This is a genomic window from Micromonospora sp. U21 (assembly GCF_018070045.1).
Taxonomy (GTDB): domain Bacteria; phylum Actinomycetota; class Actinomycetes; order Mycobacteriales; family Micromonosporaceae; genus Micromonospora.
The window spans coordinates 48929-67815 of record NZ_JAGPYK010000014.1 but is presented as its reverse complement, the minus strand read 5'-3'; the positions used below and the strand labels follow the sequence as shown (position 1 = coordinate 67815).

Here is an 18887-nt window from a genome sequence, read left to right as displayed (position 1 = left end):
GCGGTGAACATGGAGAAGGTCCGGCAGGCGTACGCGTCCGTCGCCGAGGTCTACATCGGGCTGTTCGGCACAAGCGAGCAGGTGCACCCCGACGACCTCGCCTTCATCGGGCGACATCTGGCGGGCCGATCCGGCAGGGTGCTCGATCTGGGCTGCGGGCCTGGCCATATCACCGGCTACCTGCGCTCGTTGGGCGTCGACGCGACCGGGATCGACATGGTCCCCGAGTTCATCGCCCATGCGCGGGCGGCTCACCCGAGCGTTGAGTTCCAACTCGGGTCGATGGAACACCTCGATGTCGCCGACCACTCCGTCGCCGGCATTCTGGCCTGGGGTTCGTTGATCCATCTGCCGCCGCAGGATCTCGACGGAGTGCTCGCTGAGTTCCGGCGAGTAATGGCCCCGGCCGGAACGTTGGTGCTTGCTCTCTTCGTAGGTGACGAGGTCGCCGCCTTCGACCACAAGGTCGTGACCGCCTACCGGTGGCCCGTCGACGAGTTCTCCGAGCGACTGACGCGGGCCGGCTTCACGGAAGTTGAGCGCCTGCAGCGGCCCAGCGACGGCACCCGTCGGCCGCACGCCGCCATCGCGGCGATCGCAACCGGAGGGTGAGCTGCGATGGACTCCGGCAGGTGACGGGACCGGCAGTGGAACCGAGTCCCGTACCGGGCAGGCACATTCGGGCGGTGGATCGGGCCGGTCAGGCGGCCGGTGCGCTGGCGGGCGACCGGTGGCCTCCGTGGCACGCGACCAAGGCGTCTGCCACGATTTCAGCGTCAGCCTCTGCGACGTCCGCTGGATACTCCGGCAGCAGGTCGTCCCAGACGACCAGCCACGACCCGTACAACTGGGCCTGCCCCTCGGGCCGAGCGAAGAACCAGACGTGCAGGTGGGCGCCACCGTCTCCGATGCGGTAGACGTGGGCCCGCGAGATGTGCGGCAGTGCCTGCATGTGACGGACGATGCGGGTGCTCAACAGCCCCAGTTCGGCGGCCAGTTCGTCAGGTAGATCCGCCATGTCGTAGTGATCGCGCGGATGGAGCATGAGCACCAGCGGGACGCCCACTCCCGAAATCCGGGCCAGCCGCCAGTGATCGTTGAACCAGATCCCTTCGTCCCGGTCGCGGCAGGCGTTGCAGTCCGACGGATCCTCGCCGTGCCGCGCGGGCTCGGGGAGCACCGGCGGGCGCAACGGCGCCACGCGCAGTCCGTCCGGCTCGAACGGGCTGATCTCCCATCCCGTCATGCGGGGCAACGGGAGCCGGCGCTCACTGTCCGCGGCGGCGACTGCGTGGTCGTAGAACTCGTCCGGTCGCAAGGCCATGCGGCGAAGACTAGTACGACAAGGTTCCAAGTGATCAATAGGCCCGTTCTTGATGTTGCGCGTCCCGGGCGACCCGATCCCTCTATTACTGCTCATCGATTCATGGTAAATACCTTCGTAGCACCCGGTTGTCAGCAAGACTATTTTCATGATGCGGAGGCGACGATGAGAACCATTGCTGGATGGGTGGCAGGTCTCACTGTTGCCGCAGGACTGGTGGCACCGGCCACTTCGACTGCTGTGGCCGCGATACCCGCGCAGGCATCGACCGCAGCGACGCCGTTGGCCACCGGCCCGCAACCCGGCACCTTCACCGGCCGCGGATTCGACACCTGCGCCGCCCCGTCACAGACGGCGATGAACGCGTGGCGAGCCAGTTCGCCCTACGGCGCGATCGGCATCTACATCAGCGGGGCCAGCCGCTCCTGCGCCCAGCCCAACCTCACCGCGACCTGGGTGGCCAACCAGACGAGTAACGGATGGCGGCTGCTCCCCATCGAACTGGGGTACCAGGCACCGTGCGGCACCCGCACGCCGAAGATGTCCGCCGATCCCGCCACCGCCCGGTCACAAGGCACCTCCGCGGCGAACAGCGCCGCGAATGCCGCCCAGGCATTGGGCATCGGCAGCGCGAGCACCATCTACAACGACATCGAGCAGTACCCGTCGAACGCGTCGTGCCGGGCTGCCGTGCTGTCGTTCCTGTCCGGCTGGGTCGAGCAGCTGCACGTACGGGGCTACCTCGCCGGCATGTACTCCAGCGGCTCGTCCGGCATCAAGGACGTCTGCGACGCGTACGGCAACCCGACCTACACGCGACTCGACCAGATCTGGATCGCGTGGTGGAACGGGGTGGCCGACACGGACGCCGGAAGTTACTGCGCCGATGCCTACTACGCGAACCACCAGCGCGTGCACCAGTACGCCGGGGACGTCACCGAGACGTGGGGCGGTGTGACGATGAATATCGACCGCAACTACCTCGACGTGCGAGTTACGCAGACCCCGCCGCAGCAGTGGACCACAACCATCGACAACAGCACCTCGGGCGGGTTCACGGCGAGCACCGACTGGGGCACGTCGGCCTACTCCGGCCAACGGTTCGGCACCGACTACCGATTCGCCAACCCGTTGTCCTCCAGCGACGTCGCCTGGTACCGGTCGACCATCCCGGCGACCGGAAACTATGAGATCTCGGTCTGGTACCCGGCCGACGCCGGCTACAACAACCAGACGCCGTATCTTGTAGCGACCACCACAGGGAACAGGTCCGTGTCCGTCGACCAGCGGGCCAACGGCGGCCGGTGGGTCTCCATCGGCGTGTTCACCCTGTCCGCGGGCACCGGCAACAAGGTCGGTGTGAGCCGCTGGACCGGTGGCACCGGATACGTGGTCGCCGACGCGGTGCGGATCACCCGGGTCTGAACTCCCGCGCTGGCCGGTAGCGCCAAGCGCGGTGTCAGCGCGCTCCGGGTCCACAAGGTCGCGGCATACGCCACGCAGGCGAGGGCGCGAGGGTGTTCGTCCTCGCGCCCCCGCCTGGTCCGCAAGTCCACGCCAACGCACCGGCGGGACAACCGGGCCGCTACCTGGAGCCGTTGAGGCCTGCCGCCAGCGCCTCGGCGAATGACGTGTCCGCAGCGGTTCCGCTCACCCCGACCCGCCAGGTTCCCCCGGGGAGGTCACCGAGGGGCAACGACCGTCCGCCGGGCTGCCACAGCGGTTGCCAGGCGATGGATCCGCTGGGCCGGTGGAACCACCGGTTGTCCTCGTTCCAGGCCGAGCCCGCTCGGTAGGCGGCCACCAGCGTGGTCGTGTCGTCGGTGGCAAGTGTCCAACTGGTGAAACCCGCCGCGTCGCCGTCCCTGTCCTGCTGGCCGGGGTCGCCGAGCCGCGGCAGGGCCGAGTCCAGGCTCCAGGCGGCTTCCCAGACCGGCGCGGTGGTGGGGCCGGCCACGTGCCAGACGAAGCTGAGGTCCGTGGTGGTCGTATCGAACCGGAAGCGCCAGTCGGCGGTCACCGGCTCGTTTCCGAGGGGGATGCCGTTGAGGCTCAGGTCGGTGCCGTCGGCGGAGACGGTCACGTCCCTGGCGGCGCCCGCCACGTCTGTCGGCCCGAAGGCTCCGACCGCGAGGTAGGGCGCCGTGGAGCGGGACGATGAGTCCGTGACTGGTCGGTACTCGCCACGTCCGGCGGGATCGGCGTCGTAGGAGACCAGCCGCGCCTGAGGTGCTGTCTGCACGACGGCACGGTAGTAGGGAGTGGTGACGACGCGACCCTTCGTCACCACCGGCGTACGCCAGTTCAGCGGTGCCAGCCAGAGTCCGCCCTGGCCCCAGCCGGCGCCGGTGACGTACCAGTCGCCCGTGCCGGAGTCGTCCTTGACCACCTCGGCGGCGTGCGCGTTGATCTGCCCCGCCAACTGGTCGACGTTGAAGTGGAAGGGGTCGGCGCTGCGGTAGACGCGGGTGTCCTGGTATCCGCTCTCACAGCAGACAAAGAGGTACCAGGATCCGCCGTGCCGCACCACGAACGGCGATTCGGTCGGTCCGCCGAAGGTGCCGGTGGCCGGGTGTTCGAAGGCTGTCCGCCGGGCTCCCCAGTGCACCAGGTCCCTGCTGGTGCGGTAGGCGACGATGTGGTGGCCGCCCGCCGGTGTGCTGTTGGCGGTGTAGTACATCACCCACTGGCTGCCGACGCGGGTGACCATCGGATCGCGGCCGTCGAAGCCGTCGGTGAACAGGGGGTTCGCCGGGTGGCGGGTCCAGGTCTTGAGATCCTTCGACGTGGCCAGCTGCATCCGGTAGGCAGTGTGGTCCGCGGTGCCGCCGGCGTAGTACATGTAGTACGTGCCACCGTGGAACAGGACGTACGGCGCCCAGATGTGGCTCTCCCCCGCGGCCGGGTCGGCCTCCAGCGCGAACGGCTGCTTCGTCCAGGGTCCACGCGGAGACGGCGCCGTGGCGTGGCCGAAGAATCGCTCGTCGAGCGGGTTGGCGGGCTCGGCGTGGGTGATCGCGAAGATGTGCCACTCGCCGGTACGGCGGTCGCGCACCATCGTGTGGTCGTTGTAGTACCAGCGCTCGTTCTCGCCGACGCTCGGGTCGTAGACGGGCACGAAGTCACCGGCGCCGACCACGGTCGACCGGTTCTCGTACGGCTGGTTGTCGATCGCGGGCGGGTCGGCGGCCCGAGCCGCGACCGGTGTCGCGATCAGGCTCAGGGCGACCGCGAACAGCGCGGACAGCCGGCCAACGCGGGACGGTAGGCGGGGCATCGCTTTCCTCCAGGGCTCGATGCGGGGTTCGTGGCGGTTTCCCGATCGTTCGGCGGTGCGGACCCGCCTCCGCGGCGGGCCCGCACCGGACGAACTGTTACTGCTTGCCGCCGAGCTCGGTGTAGGCCTGAGCAGCGTTGTCCTTGGTGATCTGCATCGTGCCGAGGGTGGTCGACTTCGGTACGTCCTTCGTGCAGTCGACCAGGATTTTCTTGGCCAGGTCGATCGCCTCGCGTCCGCCGGTCGCGTACTGGAACGTCGCCTGCAGGCGACCCTGCTCGACCGCCTTGATGCCGCCGGACGCGACGGGGAGGGCGTCGATCCCGGTGAACTTGATCGCCGTCTCCTTGCCGGCGGCCTTCGCCGCGAGGTAGGCACCCTCCGCCATCGGGTCGTTGTGCGCGTACACGGCGTCGATGTCCGGCTGGGCCTTGAGCATCGCGTCCATCACGCTCTGCCCCTTCTCGCGCAGCCACTCAGCGGTCTGGGTAGCAACGATCTCGATCTTCGGGTTGCTCGCGATGCCCTCTCGGAAGCCCTGAGCGCGCTCGGCGGCCGGGGTGGATCCGGGCAGACCGGAGATCTCGACGACCTTGCCGCCCTGCGGCAGCAGCGTCTTGGCGTAGTACTCGCCCGCCGCCTTGCCGATCGCCACGTTGTCGCCGCCGATGAACGCGGTGTACGCGTCACCCTCGACCTTGCGGTCGAGCACGATGACCGGGGTGCCCTGGTCGTACGCCTTCTTCACCACGCCGGTGAGCGGCTTCGCCTCGTTCGGCGAAATGATCAGCAGGTTGATCCCCTGGGAGAGGAAGTTCTCCACGTCGGCGACCTGCTTGCTGTTGTCCTGGGCCGCGTCCGAGACGACGACCTGGAACCCGGGCACGGACTTCGCCGCGGTGGTCACGTCGTCGTTCATGACCTGCCGGTACGGCTCGGCGTTGTTGGCCTGCGACATGCCGATCAGGAACTCCTTGCCGCTGCCGCACTGGGCCGAGGCGTCGGTGCCACCGTCGCCGCCGTCCTTCTCGACACTGCATCCCGTGGTGACCGCGAGCGCGGCCAGCGCGAAAATCGTGATGGCTCTTCGGGCGTAGCGCATGTTTCCTCCAAGGTGGTGGTGGGTCAGGCGATGCGGGGACGGAGCCTCTGCAACGCGGCGGCAGCAACGATGACCAGACCCTTGACGACCAGCTGCACGTTCGCGTCGATGTTGTTGAGGGCGAGGATGTTGTTCAGGATCCCGAGCAGCAGGGCGCCGGCGATCGTGCCGCCCATGGATCCACTGCCACCGGCGAGACTCGTCCCGCCGATGACCACGGCCGCGATCGCGTCCAGTTCGTAGCCGGCGCCGTCGTTCGGGCTGCCCTGGTTGAGCTGACCGGCGTGGATGATCCCGGCCAGTGCGGCGAGCAGGCCGGAGATCGCGAAGACGGTGACCCGGACGCGACGTACGGGCACACCGGAGAGCCGGGCGGCCTTCTCGTTGCCGCCGATCGCGTAGACGTGCCGCGCGAAGGCGGTGCTGCGCAGCACCAATAGCGCGCCGACGCCGATGGCGAGGAAGATCAGGGCCGGTACCGGCAGCACTCCGTTGATGGAGCCGCTCAGCAGCGAGAACGCCTCGGGAGCCTCCTGCGGCCCCTCGCCGTAGGCGATCGGGATGCCCAGCCCGCCGGACCACATCCGGGCGATGCCCCGAGCCGCTTGCAGGCCGGCCAGGGTGACGATGAAGGACTGGATCCCGAGCCGGGCGACGATCGCGCCCTGGGTGGCCCCGAACGCGGTGCCGATGAAGAGCACGATCAGGACCGTCGGCACGATGCCCAGGCCGCTGTCGACCATCAACGTTGCCGACCCGACCGCGGCGAGCCCGAGCACCGCCCCGACGGAGAGGTCGATGCCGCCGATCAGGATCACGAACGTCATCCCGACCGCGATGATGCCGATCTCCGAGACCGCCCGGACGATGTTTGCGAGGTTTCCGGAGCTGAGGAAGACGTTCTCGCCGTTGCGGGACGGCGAGACGGCGATCGCGATCAGAAAGACGGCGACGAGCCCGAACAGGCTCTGGAACCGAAAGAAGTTGTCGACGATCGCGTGCCGGTCCTTCGGCAGTCGGATCGCCCGGCGGCGGGGCGGTGTCTCCGGCGGCGATGCGGCGACGGTGGTGGGGTTGGGCGGGTTCATCGAGACTCCTTGACGTCGTCCCCGTTGGCCGCGGCGAGGATGGCTTGTTGGGTGGCGGAGGCACGGGGCAGCACGGCCACGGTGCGACCACGGTGCAGGACGACCACCCGGTCACAGAGGCTCAGCAGCTCCGGCAGCTCCGACGAGGCGAGCAGGATCGCCATGCCGGAGTCGGCGAGCCGGTGCAGCAGGTGGTAGATCTCGGCCTTGGCGCCGATGTCCACCCCCCGGGTCGGCTCGTCGAGCAGGAGTAGTCGCGGTCGCATCAGCAGTTGCTTCGCGAACACGATCTTCTGCTGGTTGCCACCGGAGAGCGTCGCCACGGGGATCGACGGTGACGCCGCCTTCACCGCCAGGGTGGTGAGCTGTTCGGCCACCGTCCGGCGCACCAGCGGACGGCGCACCAGCCCGAGCGTGGTCAGCGACGACAGCGCGGAGAGCACGACGTTGTCCGCCACGGAGTGCTCCAGCATCAGCCCCGCGCCGCGCCGGTCCTCGGGGACGAAGGCCACCCCGCGCGCCAGTGCCGCCCGGGGGCCGCCCGGGCGGTACGGCCGGTCGCCAATCGTCACCTGGCCGGCGCGCCGGCCGGAGCCCCCCGCGCCGAACAACGTCTCCAGCAGTTCGGTACGCCCGGCGCCCATCAACCCGGCGAGGCCGACGATCTCTCCGGAGCGCACGGTGAGATCCACGCCGGCCGGCTCGGTCCGGCCGGGCACCGGCCGGCGAGGCGTCACGGCGAGCCCGCGTACGTCGAGTAGCACGTCACCGGGTTCGTTGCGGCCCTCGCCGAAGAGCGCGTCGACCGACCGGCCGACCATGAGCTGGATGATGTCGTCCCGGGAGGCGGCCCGCGGGTCGACGGTGCCGGCGACGGTGCCGTTGCGCAGCACGGTCACCCGGTCGGCGATGAGCTCGATCTCCGCCATCCGGTGCGAGATGTAGACGATGCCGACTCCGGCCCGCCGCAGCTCGGTGATCGTCGCGAAGAGCCGTTCAACCTCGGCGTCGGCCAGCGCCGCGGTCGGTTCATCCATGATCAGGACTCGCGCGCGCAGCGACAGTGCCCGACCGATCTCGACCAGCTGTTGCTCGCCGACGCGCAGCGACCCCACGAGCCGGCGCGGGTCCAGGTCTGCGCCGAGCGTCCGCAGGTGCGCCTCGGCCTGCCGGCGCATCCTCCGGATGTCGACGGTGCCGAGGCGGGTGCGCGGCTCGCGCCCGAGGAACATGTTCTCCGCGATGGACAGCCCGGCCACCAGGTCCAACTCCTGGTGGATGGTCGCGATACCAGCGCGTTGGGCATCGGCCGGGCCGGCGAAGCTCACCGACTCCCCGTCCACCTCGATCGTGCCGTCGTGCTCGGTGATCACCCCGGAGAGCACGTTGATCAGCGTGGACTTGCCGGCCCCGTTCTCGCCGAGCAGCGCGTGCACCTCACCGGCGGTCACGGTGAGGTCGATGTCTCGGCAGGCGTGCACGCCGCCGAACCGCTTGCCGATGCCGGTCATCCGGACCAGCGGCCGATCTGTCATACGGCACCTCGTGGCTCGTCTGCGGGATCTGGGGGTCGGACGGAGTCGGAGGCCCTGGTCCGGGCCTCCGACTCCGACCGGGTCACGACGTTAGACGAGCCTCGATGTAGTCGAGGCCAGCCAGGTAACCGCTCGATGCGGCGGCCTTGCCGGTCACCGTGAGGGTGAGCGTGTGCCGGCCCGCCGACAGCTCCCGCTGGCCGTAGTCCAGCGGGTCGCTGACGACCACGTCCGGCGAGTGGTACGCGTCGAACGCCTCGCCGATCCGGGTGCCGTCGATCGCGACCGTGTTGGTGCCGTAGTCCCGGGCCAGCGTCTGCACCAGGCTCAGCTGGTAGGTGCCGGCCGTCTGCACCTCGAACGCCACGGTCACGCTCCGGTTCGGCGCGTCCGGTCGGAACCACAACTGCGCGCTGCGGGACCAGTGGATGCCGCAGCAGTCGCCCTGCACCTCCGCCGGAGCATCGGCCGAGACCGCGGGCAGCAGCGATTCGGCTTCGATCCGCAGGGTTTCGCCGGTGGTGGCCGACGCCGGTGCGGAGTAGGCACCGAGGTTGCCGGCCGCGTCCACCGCGCGTACCCGGAAGTACCAGGTTTCGCGCAGGCCCAGCCCGCTGTGCTCGAAGCTGGGCCGGGTCGTGACGCCCACCCGGTTGTCCGGCCCGGGCGTGAATCCGGCCTGCCGCGAGGCGAACACCTGGTAGCTCGGCGCGTACACATCGTCGGCGGCCGGCCGCCAGGTCAATGCCACCGCGTTCGTCGTGCCGCTCGTGGCGGTGAGCCCGGCAACCTGCGCCGGTCGGGTCCGGTCGACGAAGGGGGTGACCTCGCTGAGCACCGCGTACCGGGCCGCGGACCAGGCCGGAGAGCCGGCGGTCGGCGTCAGCGTGACGGTCACCGCCGACCTGTCCCTGGTGAGCGCGGGCGGAAGCCGGAACTCGTCCTCCAGCCAGCGGTGCGAGCCGTTGGCCAGCGGCTGCGACCAGGTGCCGGCGTCGCGCCCGTCGACCTGCACGGCCACCGACTGGTACCCGGTGGACTGGTCCCCCACCCGGCGCAGCACCGCGCCGGTGTTGTCCCGGTCCAGGGCCATCCGGAACCGGACCGGCGTGGCGGAGGCGCGAGTGTCGTCGGTGACCGGCCGAGGTGCGCCGTCGTCGCCCTCGTAGGTCGCGGTGAGCACCTGACGCTCGCCACCGGAGGTGTAGCCGTGCGCCGACTCGCTGGCGGGGTCGCCGACGTCAACGGTGTCGGTCCAGCGCTGCCCGACGGTGTCCTGCCCGTACCAGTAGGCGGTCGAGCCGTACCGGGCCGGATCCTGGTCACCCGGGCCGTGTTCGATGCCGAACCGCAGGTCGGTGGAGAACGACACCGCCTCGGCGAGCATCAGTCGGAACGCGCCCGTGCAGTCGTACCGGCAGTCGTAGTCACTGACCTCGTGGGCCGGGTTGCCGTTGGTGGGCGCCGAGAACGTGCCGTGGTTGAAGTACCAGCCGCTCTCGTAGAAGTCCTCCGTTCCGGTGCCGTGGATGCTCGGGCTCTGCGCGCCGTCCACGTAGACCCGCTCGTCGCCCTCGAGATAGTTGCGCTGGTTGCCGGCGGGGATGTGCCCCTCCATGGTGTGCGTGACGCCGACGAACTTTCCGCGTCCGGCCACGTCGAGGAAGAGGTGATCGGCGCCGGGGGTGGTGTCGGCGCTCGCCGCGGTGGCCCGGAAGTAGCCGGCCGTGCCGGTCGGGCGCAGCGCCGGCGCCCAGCGGGCGGAGCGTGCGGTGGTCACGGAGGCCACTGACGACGTGATCGGCACGGAGGAGCCGTTGCGCAACTCGATGCTGAACCGTGACCGGTAGGGCATCGGCCACCAGGCCGACAGTGTCCCGGTCGCGGGGTCCACGCCGAACATCAACGACTTCACCGGGTGCAGTCCGAGGCCGGTGCCGAAGAACTCGCCGAGTGGCGCGTCCACGGTGGTCCTGCCGTCGAACGTGATGCGCAGCCGGCTGTCGCGCAGCACCGCGTCGGAGGCCGCGACGGCCGCCTTGCGGTCGGCGTCGGCCGGGTAGCTCATCGTGTTGCTGCCCTGCCAGGTCTGCGCGGTGATGCGGTAGCCGTGGGCGGCCTCGGCGTCGGCGTGGGACGGGCCGAGGTCGAGGGTGTCGGTCCGCTTGGCGGTGCCGGCGACCAGGCTGTCGACCCAGTACGTGAACTCGTTGACGTCCACGTCGGACGAGACGAACTGGTTTCGGACGGTGATCGTGGGCTTGCCGGCCGTGGCGCTCGCCGGCAGCTCGACGGTCTGGTCGAGCCAGGTGCCGAAGGGCACCGGGTCGTTGGCCGGCCATTCGGCGACCGGTACGCCGTCCACCATGATCTGCGCCCGCTGGTGCCCGATGTGCGGGTCCAGCCGGCGGGTCAGCCGCACCCCGGTGTTGGCCGGGTCCACGGTCACCCGGAACTCGCTGCCGCCGCCGGGCCCGTAGGCGCGGCCGTCATCGGCCACCGGCGCCGGCGGCCCGACGAGTTGCGGGATCCGCAGTTCAAGTGCGTTGACAGCGCCGGGGCCGACGCCGCTGGCGAGGGTCACCGCGCCCTTGGCGGGGACGCTGAACTTCCGGTCGGCGGTCGTCGCGCCCGCTTCCGGACGCTTCGGGTCACGGGTGCCGGCGGCCTTGAGCTGGTCGATGACGTCCAACGCGCGGTCCGAGGGGTCGAAGGTGCGCACCCCGTCGGCGGTGGTGAACTTGCGGTAGGTGACGTGGTAGAAGACCGGGTTCTTCTCGGTGGTCACCCGCATGGAGCTGCGGTAGGTCATGGGCGCCTTGATGTAGACGCCGCCGGAGCTCTGCGCCGCGTTGGCGACCACCGGGTAGACGAAGGGCGCGCCGAGTTTGCCGTCCACCACGTCCTGGAGCGGAGCGTCGAGCACGGTCACACCGTCGAGGACCACCTTGATGGTGCCGGTGGCGGAGACATTGCCCTCGTCGCGGGTGAACCAGATCGAGTCGATCTCACCGGCGCCGGTGGCCTCGGCCAGGACGCAGCCGTCGGCGCCGGTGCGCAGGCACGAGTACTGGCCGGAGAAGCCGTCGTCGTTGCCGCCGCTGCGGTCGAAGCTGGAGAACTGGTAGGCCCGGGGGCCGTCGGGAAGTTCGGCGAGCCGATCGAGCCTGCGGTAGACGTCCCATCCGGTGGGACCGTTGTCGGAGGGGGTGGGGGCGGCGGAGGCCGGCCCGGCCGGGCCGACCAGGGCGGTTCCGGCCAGCAGCGCCGCGGTGAACGCGGCACGCAGCAGCCGGCGGGCGGAGGTGCGTGGTGCCTGGGTGATGGGTGTCATGAGCGCCTTCCACGTCGGTGGGTGGGGCGGGTTGCGAGGCGGTGCGAAGGAATCGATTTCTCGCTGCAACAGCGACAGGGTAGGCACGCCTCCACGCGGCGGTCAATCCTCGATCGCCGCCGACGCGTGACGCTGTTGACAGCGACCCAGCCCGCTTTTATCGTCCTCGAGCAGAACCGAGCAAACGATTTCTCCGCTCGCGTGAGCGTGCCGCAGCCGCTGTGGCGGCTCTCGCCGACCTCGTGACGGAACTGCTCGACGGCGGACTGCTCGTACCGGGAGGGGCGTATTCTCGTGACGTTGAACGCCGAGGCGGTGGTAGTTCGGGGTGATGCCCTGCGGCTCACCGTCCACGGTTGACCGCGGCAGGCCCTGTCGGCCGCACCCGCGCCGGACACCGGCGCGAAACACCGGTCACGGTTCCGTCACTACCCACCCGTAGGATGCCGGTTTCCGGCACCGGAGCGCGCCGGGTAGCCGCGCCGAAGCACAGCACAAGGAGAGTCGAGCGAACGGAGGCGAATGGCGACGATCTATGACGTGGCGCGGCAGGCTCAGGTCTCGCCCGCCACGGTGTCGCGGGTGCTGAACGGGCGGACCACGGTCGACCCGGTGATGGCCGCGCGGGTGCAGCAGGCGATGCAGGACCTCGACTACCGCCCCAACGCCGTCGCCCGCAACCTGCGCCTGAGTCAGACCAGCCTCTGGGCGGTCATCATCTCCGACATCGGAAACCCCTTCTTCACCTCGATGGTGCGAGGGGTCGAAGACGTCGCGCAGGGCGCCGGCTACTCGGTGGTCCTGTGCAACAGCGACGAGGATCCGGAGAAGGAGTCCCGGTACATCGCCGCGGCCCTGGCCGAGCGGATGGCGGGTGTCATCATCTCCACGTCGGGCCGTCCGACCGTCATCAACCGGCTCGTCGAGGCGCGCATCCCGGTCGTGGCCATCGACCGCCAACTGCGCGGCATCAACATCGACACCGTGCTCGTCGACAACGTGCACGGGGCCGAGCTGGCCACCACCCACCTGCTCGACAACGGCTACCAGCGGGTCGCCTGCATCACCGGTCCACGCCGGATCTCCACCGCCGCCCAGCGGCTCCGCGGCTACCAGCGCGCGTTGCGGTCGCACGGGCGGGAGGCGACCGACAATCTGGTGCGGTACGCGGACTTCCGCGAAGAGGGTGGCTACCTGGCCATGGCCTCGCTGCTCGACAGCGACAACCCGCCCGACAGCGTCTTCGCGACGAACAACCTGATGACCGTCGGCGCCGTCGAGTGCCTCGTCGACCGCGGGGTCAGGGTGCCGGCCGAGTTCGGAGTGGTCGGGTTCGACGACATACCCTGGGCCCACCTGGTCAGACCATCGCTGAGCACCGTCTCCCAGCCGACGTACGACCTGGGGCGGGCAGCCGCGGTGCTGCTCACCGAACGGATCGCCAACCCGACGCGACCGCCGTCGACCGTCACCCTCAGCACAGGCCTCCAGGTACGCGAAAGCTCCAGCCGCCCGAGCTGACCCTCGTGGCCGGCGAGCCCACTGCCGACGCTGTCGGAGCCGGTGGCCGGGCCGCCCGCGGTGGAGGCCGGGGAGCCTGCCCCGGTACACCGTCAGGCTCCCCGTCCGTGTTCCACCGGCTCCGATCCGCAGCGCCGGCGCCAGGGCCGGCGATCACTCAGGTGAATCACCCGCAGCCGTGCAGGATCGACCGGCCTGAGCCGTCAGAGGTTGACCTCACCGCACAGGTGCACCCGGACGCCGAGTTCGGCGAACATGGCCGCCTTCACCCGCAGCGCCTTGTCGGCGGTCGCCGCATCCGGCGCGTAGGCGACGTTGACGTGGTTGGCCTTGTGCCGCGCCATCAGCTGGTCCCGGCCGACCCCGTGCAGGACGGCGTGCATGATCGGCCACTGCGGGGTGGTGGCGTCCAACCGGCGCTGGGTCTCGTCGGCCGGCAGCTCGACGACGGTGCCGCGGCCCAGGTCCAGGTGCAGCGCGCCGTCCATGATGAACACCCGGGACCAGACGATCTCCCCCGGCTTCGACACCCCGCTCAGGGTGCCCCCGCCCAGCGGGAAGAACATCGGCGGCTGGCGCATGCTGTACGACCTGTCGTAGCCACCGTTGTGTGACGCCGGCACCGAACCGGAGATCTCGAACACCCAGACGAAGTCGTCGCCGTACCGCTCGCCCCACCGGATGTCGTGCAGCGTCGTCGCCGGGTCAAGGCCCATCGCCGTCCAGATCCGGTTGGTGACGAGCGAGTCGACCGCCACACCCTCGTCGACCTCGTTGAAGTGCGGCAACGGCGCCCCCGGGTACAGCTCGCGGCTCCCGTCGCGGCTGAGCACCGGTGGCCGCTGGACATTGTTCAGCAGACCCTCTGCGAGGTCGCTGGCCGGAACGACGTCCTTCAGGCCCTGCTGGTACTGGATGCCCACCGCGTCCAGGCCGTAGTCGTCGGAGATGCGCAGGGCGGCGACGTACATCTTGAACTGGCTGAGCAGCTGCGCCTCGGTCAGCTCGGTGGCCTCGTCGGTGCCCACGTGGAAGGTCATCCCGACGTCGTCCAGCCACCGGCGGACCGCCCGGGCCTCCTCGTCGGAGACGCGTGCCATCTCGGCGACCAGCGCGCTCTGCGACAGCCGCTCCTTGTAGATGCCGAGCGGATTGATCAGCTCGTCGTCGAAGATCGCGTTGTACATCCCCATGCACCCCTCATCGAAGACGCCGATGATGGCCTTCTCCGTCGCGAGCTGGCCGGCCAGCGACCGGCCCAGCGCGACCTCCGGGTCGTCGGGCAGGGCGGGCAGGTCACGTACGTGGCTGGTGTCGTGGCGCAGCTGGCCGGTCTCGAGCCACGTCCGCAGCCCGCCCATCGCCCACTCGTCGGTGAAGTCGCGGCTCCACAGCGCGGAGTGCGGGACGCCGGCCTTGGTGAGGCTCGCGGTGAGGTTGAGCAGGCCGACCAGGCCGGGGAACTCGCCGCTCCAGTTCGCCACGATGAGGATCGGCCCCCGGTGGCTCCGCAGCCCGGCCAGGACGTGGTGGCTGTACTGCCAGACGGCCTCGACCACGATCAGTGCCGCGTCGGCGGGGATCTGCTTGAAGACCTCGATGCCCGCGCGCTGGCTGTCGATGAAGCCGTGTCCCTTGCCCGGATCGACGCCGTGCCCGCGCTCGACCTTCCAGCCGAGCGCGTTGACCGCCGCGGTGAGGTCGGCCTCCAGTCGCTGCTGGGTGGGCCAGCAAGTGACGTTCGCGCTGAGCCGGAGATCGCCGCTGGCAACCGTGTAGACGGTGCCGGGTGCCGCCGACGGCGGGTTGGCGGGCACGGGCAGCGTGTAACTGGTCATGGGGTGACTCCTTCGGTGCGTTGCTCTGCACTGGCATCCGTCCGAGCGGCGGCCAGGAAACGGACCTGACGTGCGGCGAGCGCGTGAGCGACCCGCTTGGAACTCGTGTACAGCTCGCGATACAGCCCGTACAGCTCGTCGTAGTCGGCGGCGAACTCGGCCCGTGGCTCGCAGACCTCGGTGACGGGGTTCCACGCCTCGATCGAGACGGTCCACCCTGTCTGTGCGGCCAGGAACGCCGCGCCGTAGCTGGCGCCGATGGTCTGCGCGGGGATCACCTGGGCGCGTCCGGTGACGTCGGAGACGATCTGCGTCCAGAGCCCGCCCCGGGTGCCCCCGCCGACCGCGACGACGCGCCGGATGTCACCGCCGCTCGCCTCGATGGTCTCGATGTTGTGGCGTACGCCGAGGCCGGTCGCCTCGAGCGCGGCGCGGTAGAGGTCACCCCGGTCGTGCGAGATGGTGAGGCCGGCGAGGATGCCGCGGGCCTGCGGATCCAGGATCGGCGTACGTTCACCGGCGAAGTACGGCAGCATGAGCAGCCCTCGGGCGCCCGGACCGGAGGCCTCGGCGAGGCGGAGCAGGTCGGGATAGTCCGGCGAGCCGAACAGCTCGCGCAGCCACGCCGTGATCGCGCCGGACGTCGCCAGGCCACCTGCGAGATTGCGGGTCCCGGGCAGGGCGCCAACGGTCCCCCACAACGACGGGTCGGTGACCCGGGCGGCGACCGTGTGGACCAGGAACATCGTCGTGCCGTACATCAGCATGAGGTCGCCGACGCCCTGAGCGCCGACGCTGATCGCCTCCGACCAGGCGTCGATGGTCCCGGTGATCACGGGGACGCCCGGCGGCAGTCCGGTCACCGCCGCCGCCTCCGCCGTCACCCGGCCTGCCACGTCGCCCGGCCAGCGCAGCGGAGGCAGGTCCAACCCGGGGGTGATCTCGGCGGCCCACGGGTGGTACCAGTCCTGGCCTTCGGTGTCGTACAGCGGTGTGCACTGGCTCGCCGAGTGGTGGTCCAGCACGTACTCGTCGGTGAGCTTGACGGCGAGCCACGAACTGGGCATGAAGAGCCGACGGGCGCGCCGGTAGAGGTCCGGCTCGTTCTCGGCGACCCAGGCCACCTTCGCGCCTGCCGCCTGACTGGACAGGGCCGAGCCGCACCGACGCAGGATCTCGTCCGCGCCGAACCGCTCGTTGAGCCGGCCGATCTGATCGGTCGAGCGGGTGTCGACGCCGTACAGGATGGCCGGGCGGAGCGGGACGTTCGCGGCGTCGGTGAGCAGTACGCACGGGCCCATGCCGCTCACCCCGACCGCGACGACCTCGGCGTCGCCGGGTGCCAGCAGGTCGCCGGCGAGCGAGACGAACTCCTGCCACCAGACGTCGGCGTCCATCTCGACCCAACCAGGCCGTGGCCTGCTCACCACATGCGTCCGGGTGGACGACCGTAGGACGCGGCCGTCGCCGTCGACGAGCACGCCCTTGCTGCTCGATGTGCCGATGTCAACGCCGAGGACAGCCGCGACCTTCATGGCGCCACTGTTCCAGCAATCGATTTCCTAATCAAGGCCGAGCGCTCACGTTTTCTCTCCGGTCGCCGGCGCCGGGCCGAACCTCCGTCGACACAGACCCGGGCCTGGGAAGGGGCTTGTGCGCCGCGCGGCCCAGTCGGTCAGGCTTCTCCGGTCGTCGGCAGCGGCGGGACATCTGACCGCCTCCGCCAGCCGCTGATTGGGCTCACGGGGTCGCGTTGATCGCGGCGTAGGCGCCGTCGGCGAAGCTCGCGTCCCGACGTGACCCGCTCGCCGTGAAACGCCACGTACCTCCGGGATACTGCCCGGGCGCCCACGACGTGCCGCCCGGGCGCCACAACAGCTGCCAGGCGGCCATCGCGTGGCCGGCGTCGTACCAGGTGTTGTCGCCGCGCCAGGCCGACGCCCACCGGTGCACGGCGACCACTGACAGGCCCGGGCCGGTGGTCATCGTCCACGGTGGCATTCCGGTCACATCGCCGGTGGGCCGCCCCTCCACCGCTGGGTCACCGACGGCCGGCAACGCTCCGTCGACGTTGAAGGCCGCCTCCCACACCCCCGCCGTCGGCGAACCGTTGACCGACCAGGTGACGTCGCTCTGCAACGACGGGCCGGTCCACCGCGGCGCGATCGTCAGCAACCAGTCCGCGGTGACCGGTTCGTCGCCGAACGGAATGCCGACCAGGTTGATCCGGGAGCCGTCGGCCGACACCTCGACCCTGGCCGGGGCACCGGCCCGATCGGTGACGTCGAAGCGGCCGATCGCAAGGTACGGCCCGGTACCGCGGTGCGACGAGTCGAGCGCCGGGCGGTAGGCGCCGCCCCCGGCAGGGTCCACCGCCAGCGACGCGATCCGGGTGTTGGGCCACGTCCGCACGTCGGCGCGGAGAAATCCGGTGCTCATCGTGTAGCCGCGGGCCACCACCCCCGTCGACCAGGTCAGCGGCGCCAGCCACAGCCCACCCTGGCCCCAACCGGCGTGGCTCAGGTACCAGTTCGCGCCGTCCACGACGACCTCAGCGGCGTGCGCATCCAGCACGGCGACCCTCTCCGCGCCCTCGAAGCGCAGTGGGTCTCGACTACGGTAGACCGCCGTCCGCCGGTAGGCCGCGCCGTAGTCGGTGCCGTCGCAGCAGACGAAGAGGTAGTACCAGTCACCGCGGCGCACCACGAAGGGCGACTCGGTCTGCCCGCCGGCCTGCCCCGTGAACGGCGACGAGTACGCGACCGCGCGGGCGCTCCAGGTCCGCAGGTCTGTGCTGGTCCGGTAGGCGACGACGTGGTTGCCGCCGGTCGGGCTCGATGTCGCGGTGTAGTACATGACCCAGCGGTCGCCCTGCCGCGTAACCATCGGGTCGCGGCCCTCCCAGCCGTCCGTGAACAACGGGTTGGCTGGGCTGCGGGTCCAGACGAACAGGTCGGTCGAGGTCGCCAGGTGGATGCGGTAGTTGGCGAAGTCCGGATTACCGGCGGCGTAGAACATGTAGTAGACGCCGGCGTCGTAGACGACGTGCGGGGCCCAGATCCACTGCTCGCCCGCCGCCGGATCGGCGACCAGGGCGGGCGGTTGCTTCGTCCACGGCCCGGTCGGGCTCGATGCCGTGGCGTGGCCGAAGAGCGTCTCGTCCAGCGGCGCGGCCGGCTCTCGATGGGTAATGGCGAAGACGTGCCACACGCCGGTCTGCTGGTTCTTCACAATGGTGTGGTCGTTGTAGTACCAGGACACCGGCTCGCCGACGCTCGGGTCGTAGACTCGCGTCAGCGCGCCCCGCACCGGTGTCTCGCCGACTGCCTCGTACGGCGTGGTCGTGACGGCCGCCAGCGGACCGACTCGGCGCAGGGTCACCGTGTCGAGACCGGCGAGAAACCCGACGGAGGACGCGGCTCGACCGGTCACCGTCACGGTCAGCCGGTGGCTGCCGGCCGTGAGCGACGCCGAGCCCAGCGGCACGGCACCGGTGCGCTGCACGGTGGGCGCGTACCCGTCGAAGAGCTGGCCGACGGCCACGCCGTCGACGGCGAAGCGCAGCGTGCCGTAGTCGCGGGCCCGGGTCAGCACACCCCCGATGTCGTACTGACCGGCGGGCACCGAGGGCAGCGTGACGGTCACCGAGTCACCGGCCCGGGCGGCGCGCAGCCAGAGCTGCCTGCCGCCCGACCAGGTCACCCCGCAGCAGTCGGGCTGCGACTCGACCGGTGCGGTGGCCGAGATGACGGGCAGCGACTCCGCCTCCACCCGTACCGGCTCGTCGGCCGCGGCCGCCGGCCCCACCGGGACGGCCAGCAGCGCCGCCCCGAGCACGAGAACGCCGAACATCCGGAGGGCGCGCATG

General features: G+C 70.4%; 12 protein-coding genes. 3 read left to right on the top strand and 9 right to left on the bottom strand.

Annotation, left to right across the window (positions count from 1 at the left end; genetic code table 11):
* Positions 1–3: 3 nt before the first annotated feature.
* Positions 4–612: a class I SAM-dependent methyltransferase gene (locus KBX63_RS19350; RefSeq protein WP_210912645.1), complete on the top strand. Its 609-nt coding sequence runs from the start codon at positions 4–6 to the stop codon at positions 610–612.
* 88 nt (positions 613–700) lie between these two features.
* Here the strand turns inward: KBX63_RS19350 and KBX63_RS19345 are convergent, their stop codons facing one another.
* Positions 701–1420 carry a hypothetical protein gene (locus KBX63_RS19345; RefSeq protein ID WP_247662692.1) on the bottom strand — a complete coding sequence of 240 codons (720 nt, stop codon included), beginning with the start codon at positions 1418–1420 and terminating at the stop codon, positions 701–703.
* A gap of 144 nt (positions 1421–1564) precedes the next feature.
* Between KBX63_RS19345 and KBX63_RS19340 the strand changes: the two genes are divergently transcribed.
* Positions 1565–2749 (top strand): glycoside hydrolase domain-containing protein, encoded by a 1185-nt coding sequence (locus KBX63_RS19340; protein ID WP_307871764.1) that lies wholly within the window; start codon positions 1565–1567, stop codon positions 2747–2749.
* 160 nt (positions 2750–2909) lie between these two features.
* Here the strand turns inward: KBX63_RS19340 and KBX63_RS19335 are convergent, their stop codons facing one another.
* From KBX63_RS19335 to KBX63_RS19315, 5 genes are all read right to left on the bottom strand, one after another.
* Positions 2910–4601: a family 43 glycosylhydrolase gene (locus KBX63_RS19335; protein ID WP_210912641.1), complete on the bottom strand. Its 1692-nt coding sequence runs from the start codon at positions 4599–4601 to the stop codon at positions 2910–2912.
* Positions 4602–4698: 97 nt separating this feature from the next.
* Positions 4699–5703 carry a substrate-binding domain-containing protein gene (locus KBX63_RS19330; protein WP_210912639.1) on the bottom strand — a complete coding sequence of 335 codons (1005 nt, stop codon included), beginning with the start codon at positions 5701–5703 and terminating at the stop codon, positions 4699–4701.
* Positions 5704–5726: 23 nt separating this feature from the next.
* Positions 5727–6791 (bottom strand): ABC transporter permease, encoded by a 1065-nt coding sequence (locus tag KBX63_RS19325; protein ID WP_210912637.1) that lies wholly within the window; start codon positions 6789–6791, stop codon positions 5727–5729.
* The gene (locus tag KBX63_RS19320) at positions 6788–8326 is read right to left on the bottom strand and encodes a sugar ABC transporter ATP-binding protein (protein ID WP_210912636.1); all 1539 of its coding nucleotides are present in this window, start codon (positions 8324–8326) and stop codon (positions 6788–6790) included. Before KBX63_RS19320 ends, KBX63_RS19325 begins: the two co-directional genes overlap by 4 nt.
* Positions 8327–8408: 82 nt before the next feature.
* Positions 8409–11660, bottom strand: coding sequence for a DUF2961 domain-containing protein (locus KBX63_RS19315; protein WP_210912634.1), 3252 nt, complete (start codon positions 11658–11660; stop codon positions 8409–8411).
* 522 nt (positions 11661–12182) lie between these two features.
* Between KBX63_RS19315 and KBX63_RS19310 the strand changes: the two genes are divergently transcribed.
* Positions 12183–13181, top strand: coding sequence for a LacI family DNA-binding transcriptional regulator (locus KBX63_RS19310; RefSeq protein WP_210912633.1), 999 nt, complete (start codon positions 12183–12185; stop codon positions 13179–13181).
* A 203-nt stretch (positions 13182–13384) separates the two neighbouring features.
* Here the strand turns inward: KBX63_RS19310 and KBX63_RS19305 are convergent, their stop codons facing one another.
* The 3 genes from KBX63_RS19305 to KBX63_RS19295 form a co-directional block, all read right to left on the bottom strand.
* Entirely contained in the window at positions 13385–15019 is a 1635-nt protein-coding gene (locus tag KBX63_RS19305; RefSeq protein ID WP_210912632.1) for a fucose isomerase, read from the bottom strand.
* Positions 15016–16554, bottom strand: coding sequence for an FGGY-family carbohydrate kinase (locus KBX63_RS19300; protein ID WP_210912631.1), 1539 nt, complete (start codon positions 16552–16554; stop codon positions 15016–15018). The genes KBX63_RS19305 and KBX63_RS19300 overlap by 4 nt, the downstream gene beginning before the upstream one ends.
* Positions 16555–16759: 205 nt before the next feature.
* A complete protein-coding gene (locus tag KBX63_RS19295) occupies positions 16760–18886 on the bottom strand; it encodes a family 43 glycosylhydrolase (protein ID WP_210912630.1) in 2127 nt (708 codons plus the stop codon).
* Position 18887 lies beyond the last annotated feature (1 nt).

Bases quoted from the DNA above. Each gene is read 5' to 3' on its own strand.
- KBX63_RS19345 (WP_247662692.1), bottom strand. From the start codon at position 1,420: ATGAGCAGTAATAGAGGGATCGGGTCGCCCGGGACGCGCAACATCAAG.
- KBX63_RS19335 (WP_210912641.1), bottom strand. From the start codon at position 4,601: ATGCCCCGCCTACCGTCCCGCGTTGGCCGGCTGTCCGCGCTGTTCGCG.
- KBX63_RS19330 (WP_210912639.1), bottom strand. From the start codon at position 5,703: ATGCGCTACGCCCGAAGAGCCATCACGATTTTCGCGCTGGCCGCGCTC.
- KBX63_RS19325 (WP_210912637.1), bottom strand. From the start codon at position 6,791: ATGAACCCGCCCAACCCCACCACCGTCGCCGCATCGCCGCCGGAGACA.
- KBX63_RS19320 (WP_210912636.1), bottom strand. From the start codon at position 8,326: ATGACAGATCGGCCGCTGGTCCGGATGACCGGCATCGGCAAGCGGTTC.
- KBX63_RS19315 (WP_210912634.1), bottom strand. From the start codon at position 11,660: ATGACACCCATCACCCAGGCACCACGCACCTCCGCCCGCCGGCTGCTG.
- KBX63_RS19310 (WP_210912633.1), top strand. From the start codon at position 12,183: ATGGCGACGATCTATGACGTGGCGCGGCAGGCTCAGGTCTCGCCCGCC.
- KBX63_RS19305 (WP_210912632.1), bottom strand. From the start codon at position 15,019: ATGACCAGTTACACGCTGCCCGTGCCCGCCAACCCGCCGTCGGCGGCA.
- KBX63_RS19300 (WP_210912631.1), bottom strand. From the start codon at position 16,554: ATGAAGGTCGCGGCTGTCCTCGGCGTTGACATCGGCACATCGAGCAGC.
- KBX63_RS19295 (WP_210912630.1), bottom strand. From the start codon at position 18,886: ATGCGCGCCCTCCGGATGTTCGGCGTTCTCGTGCTCGGGGCGGCGCTG.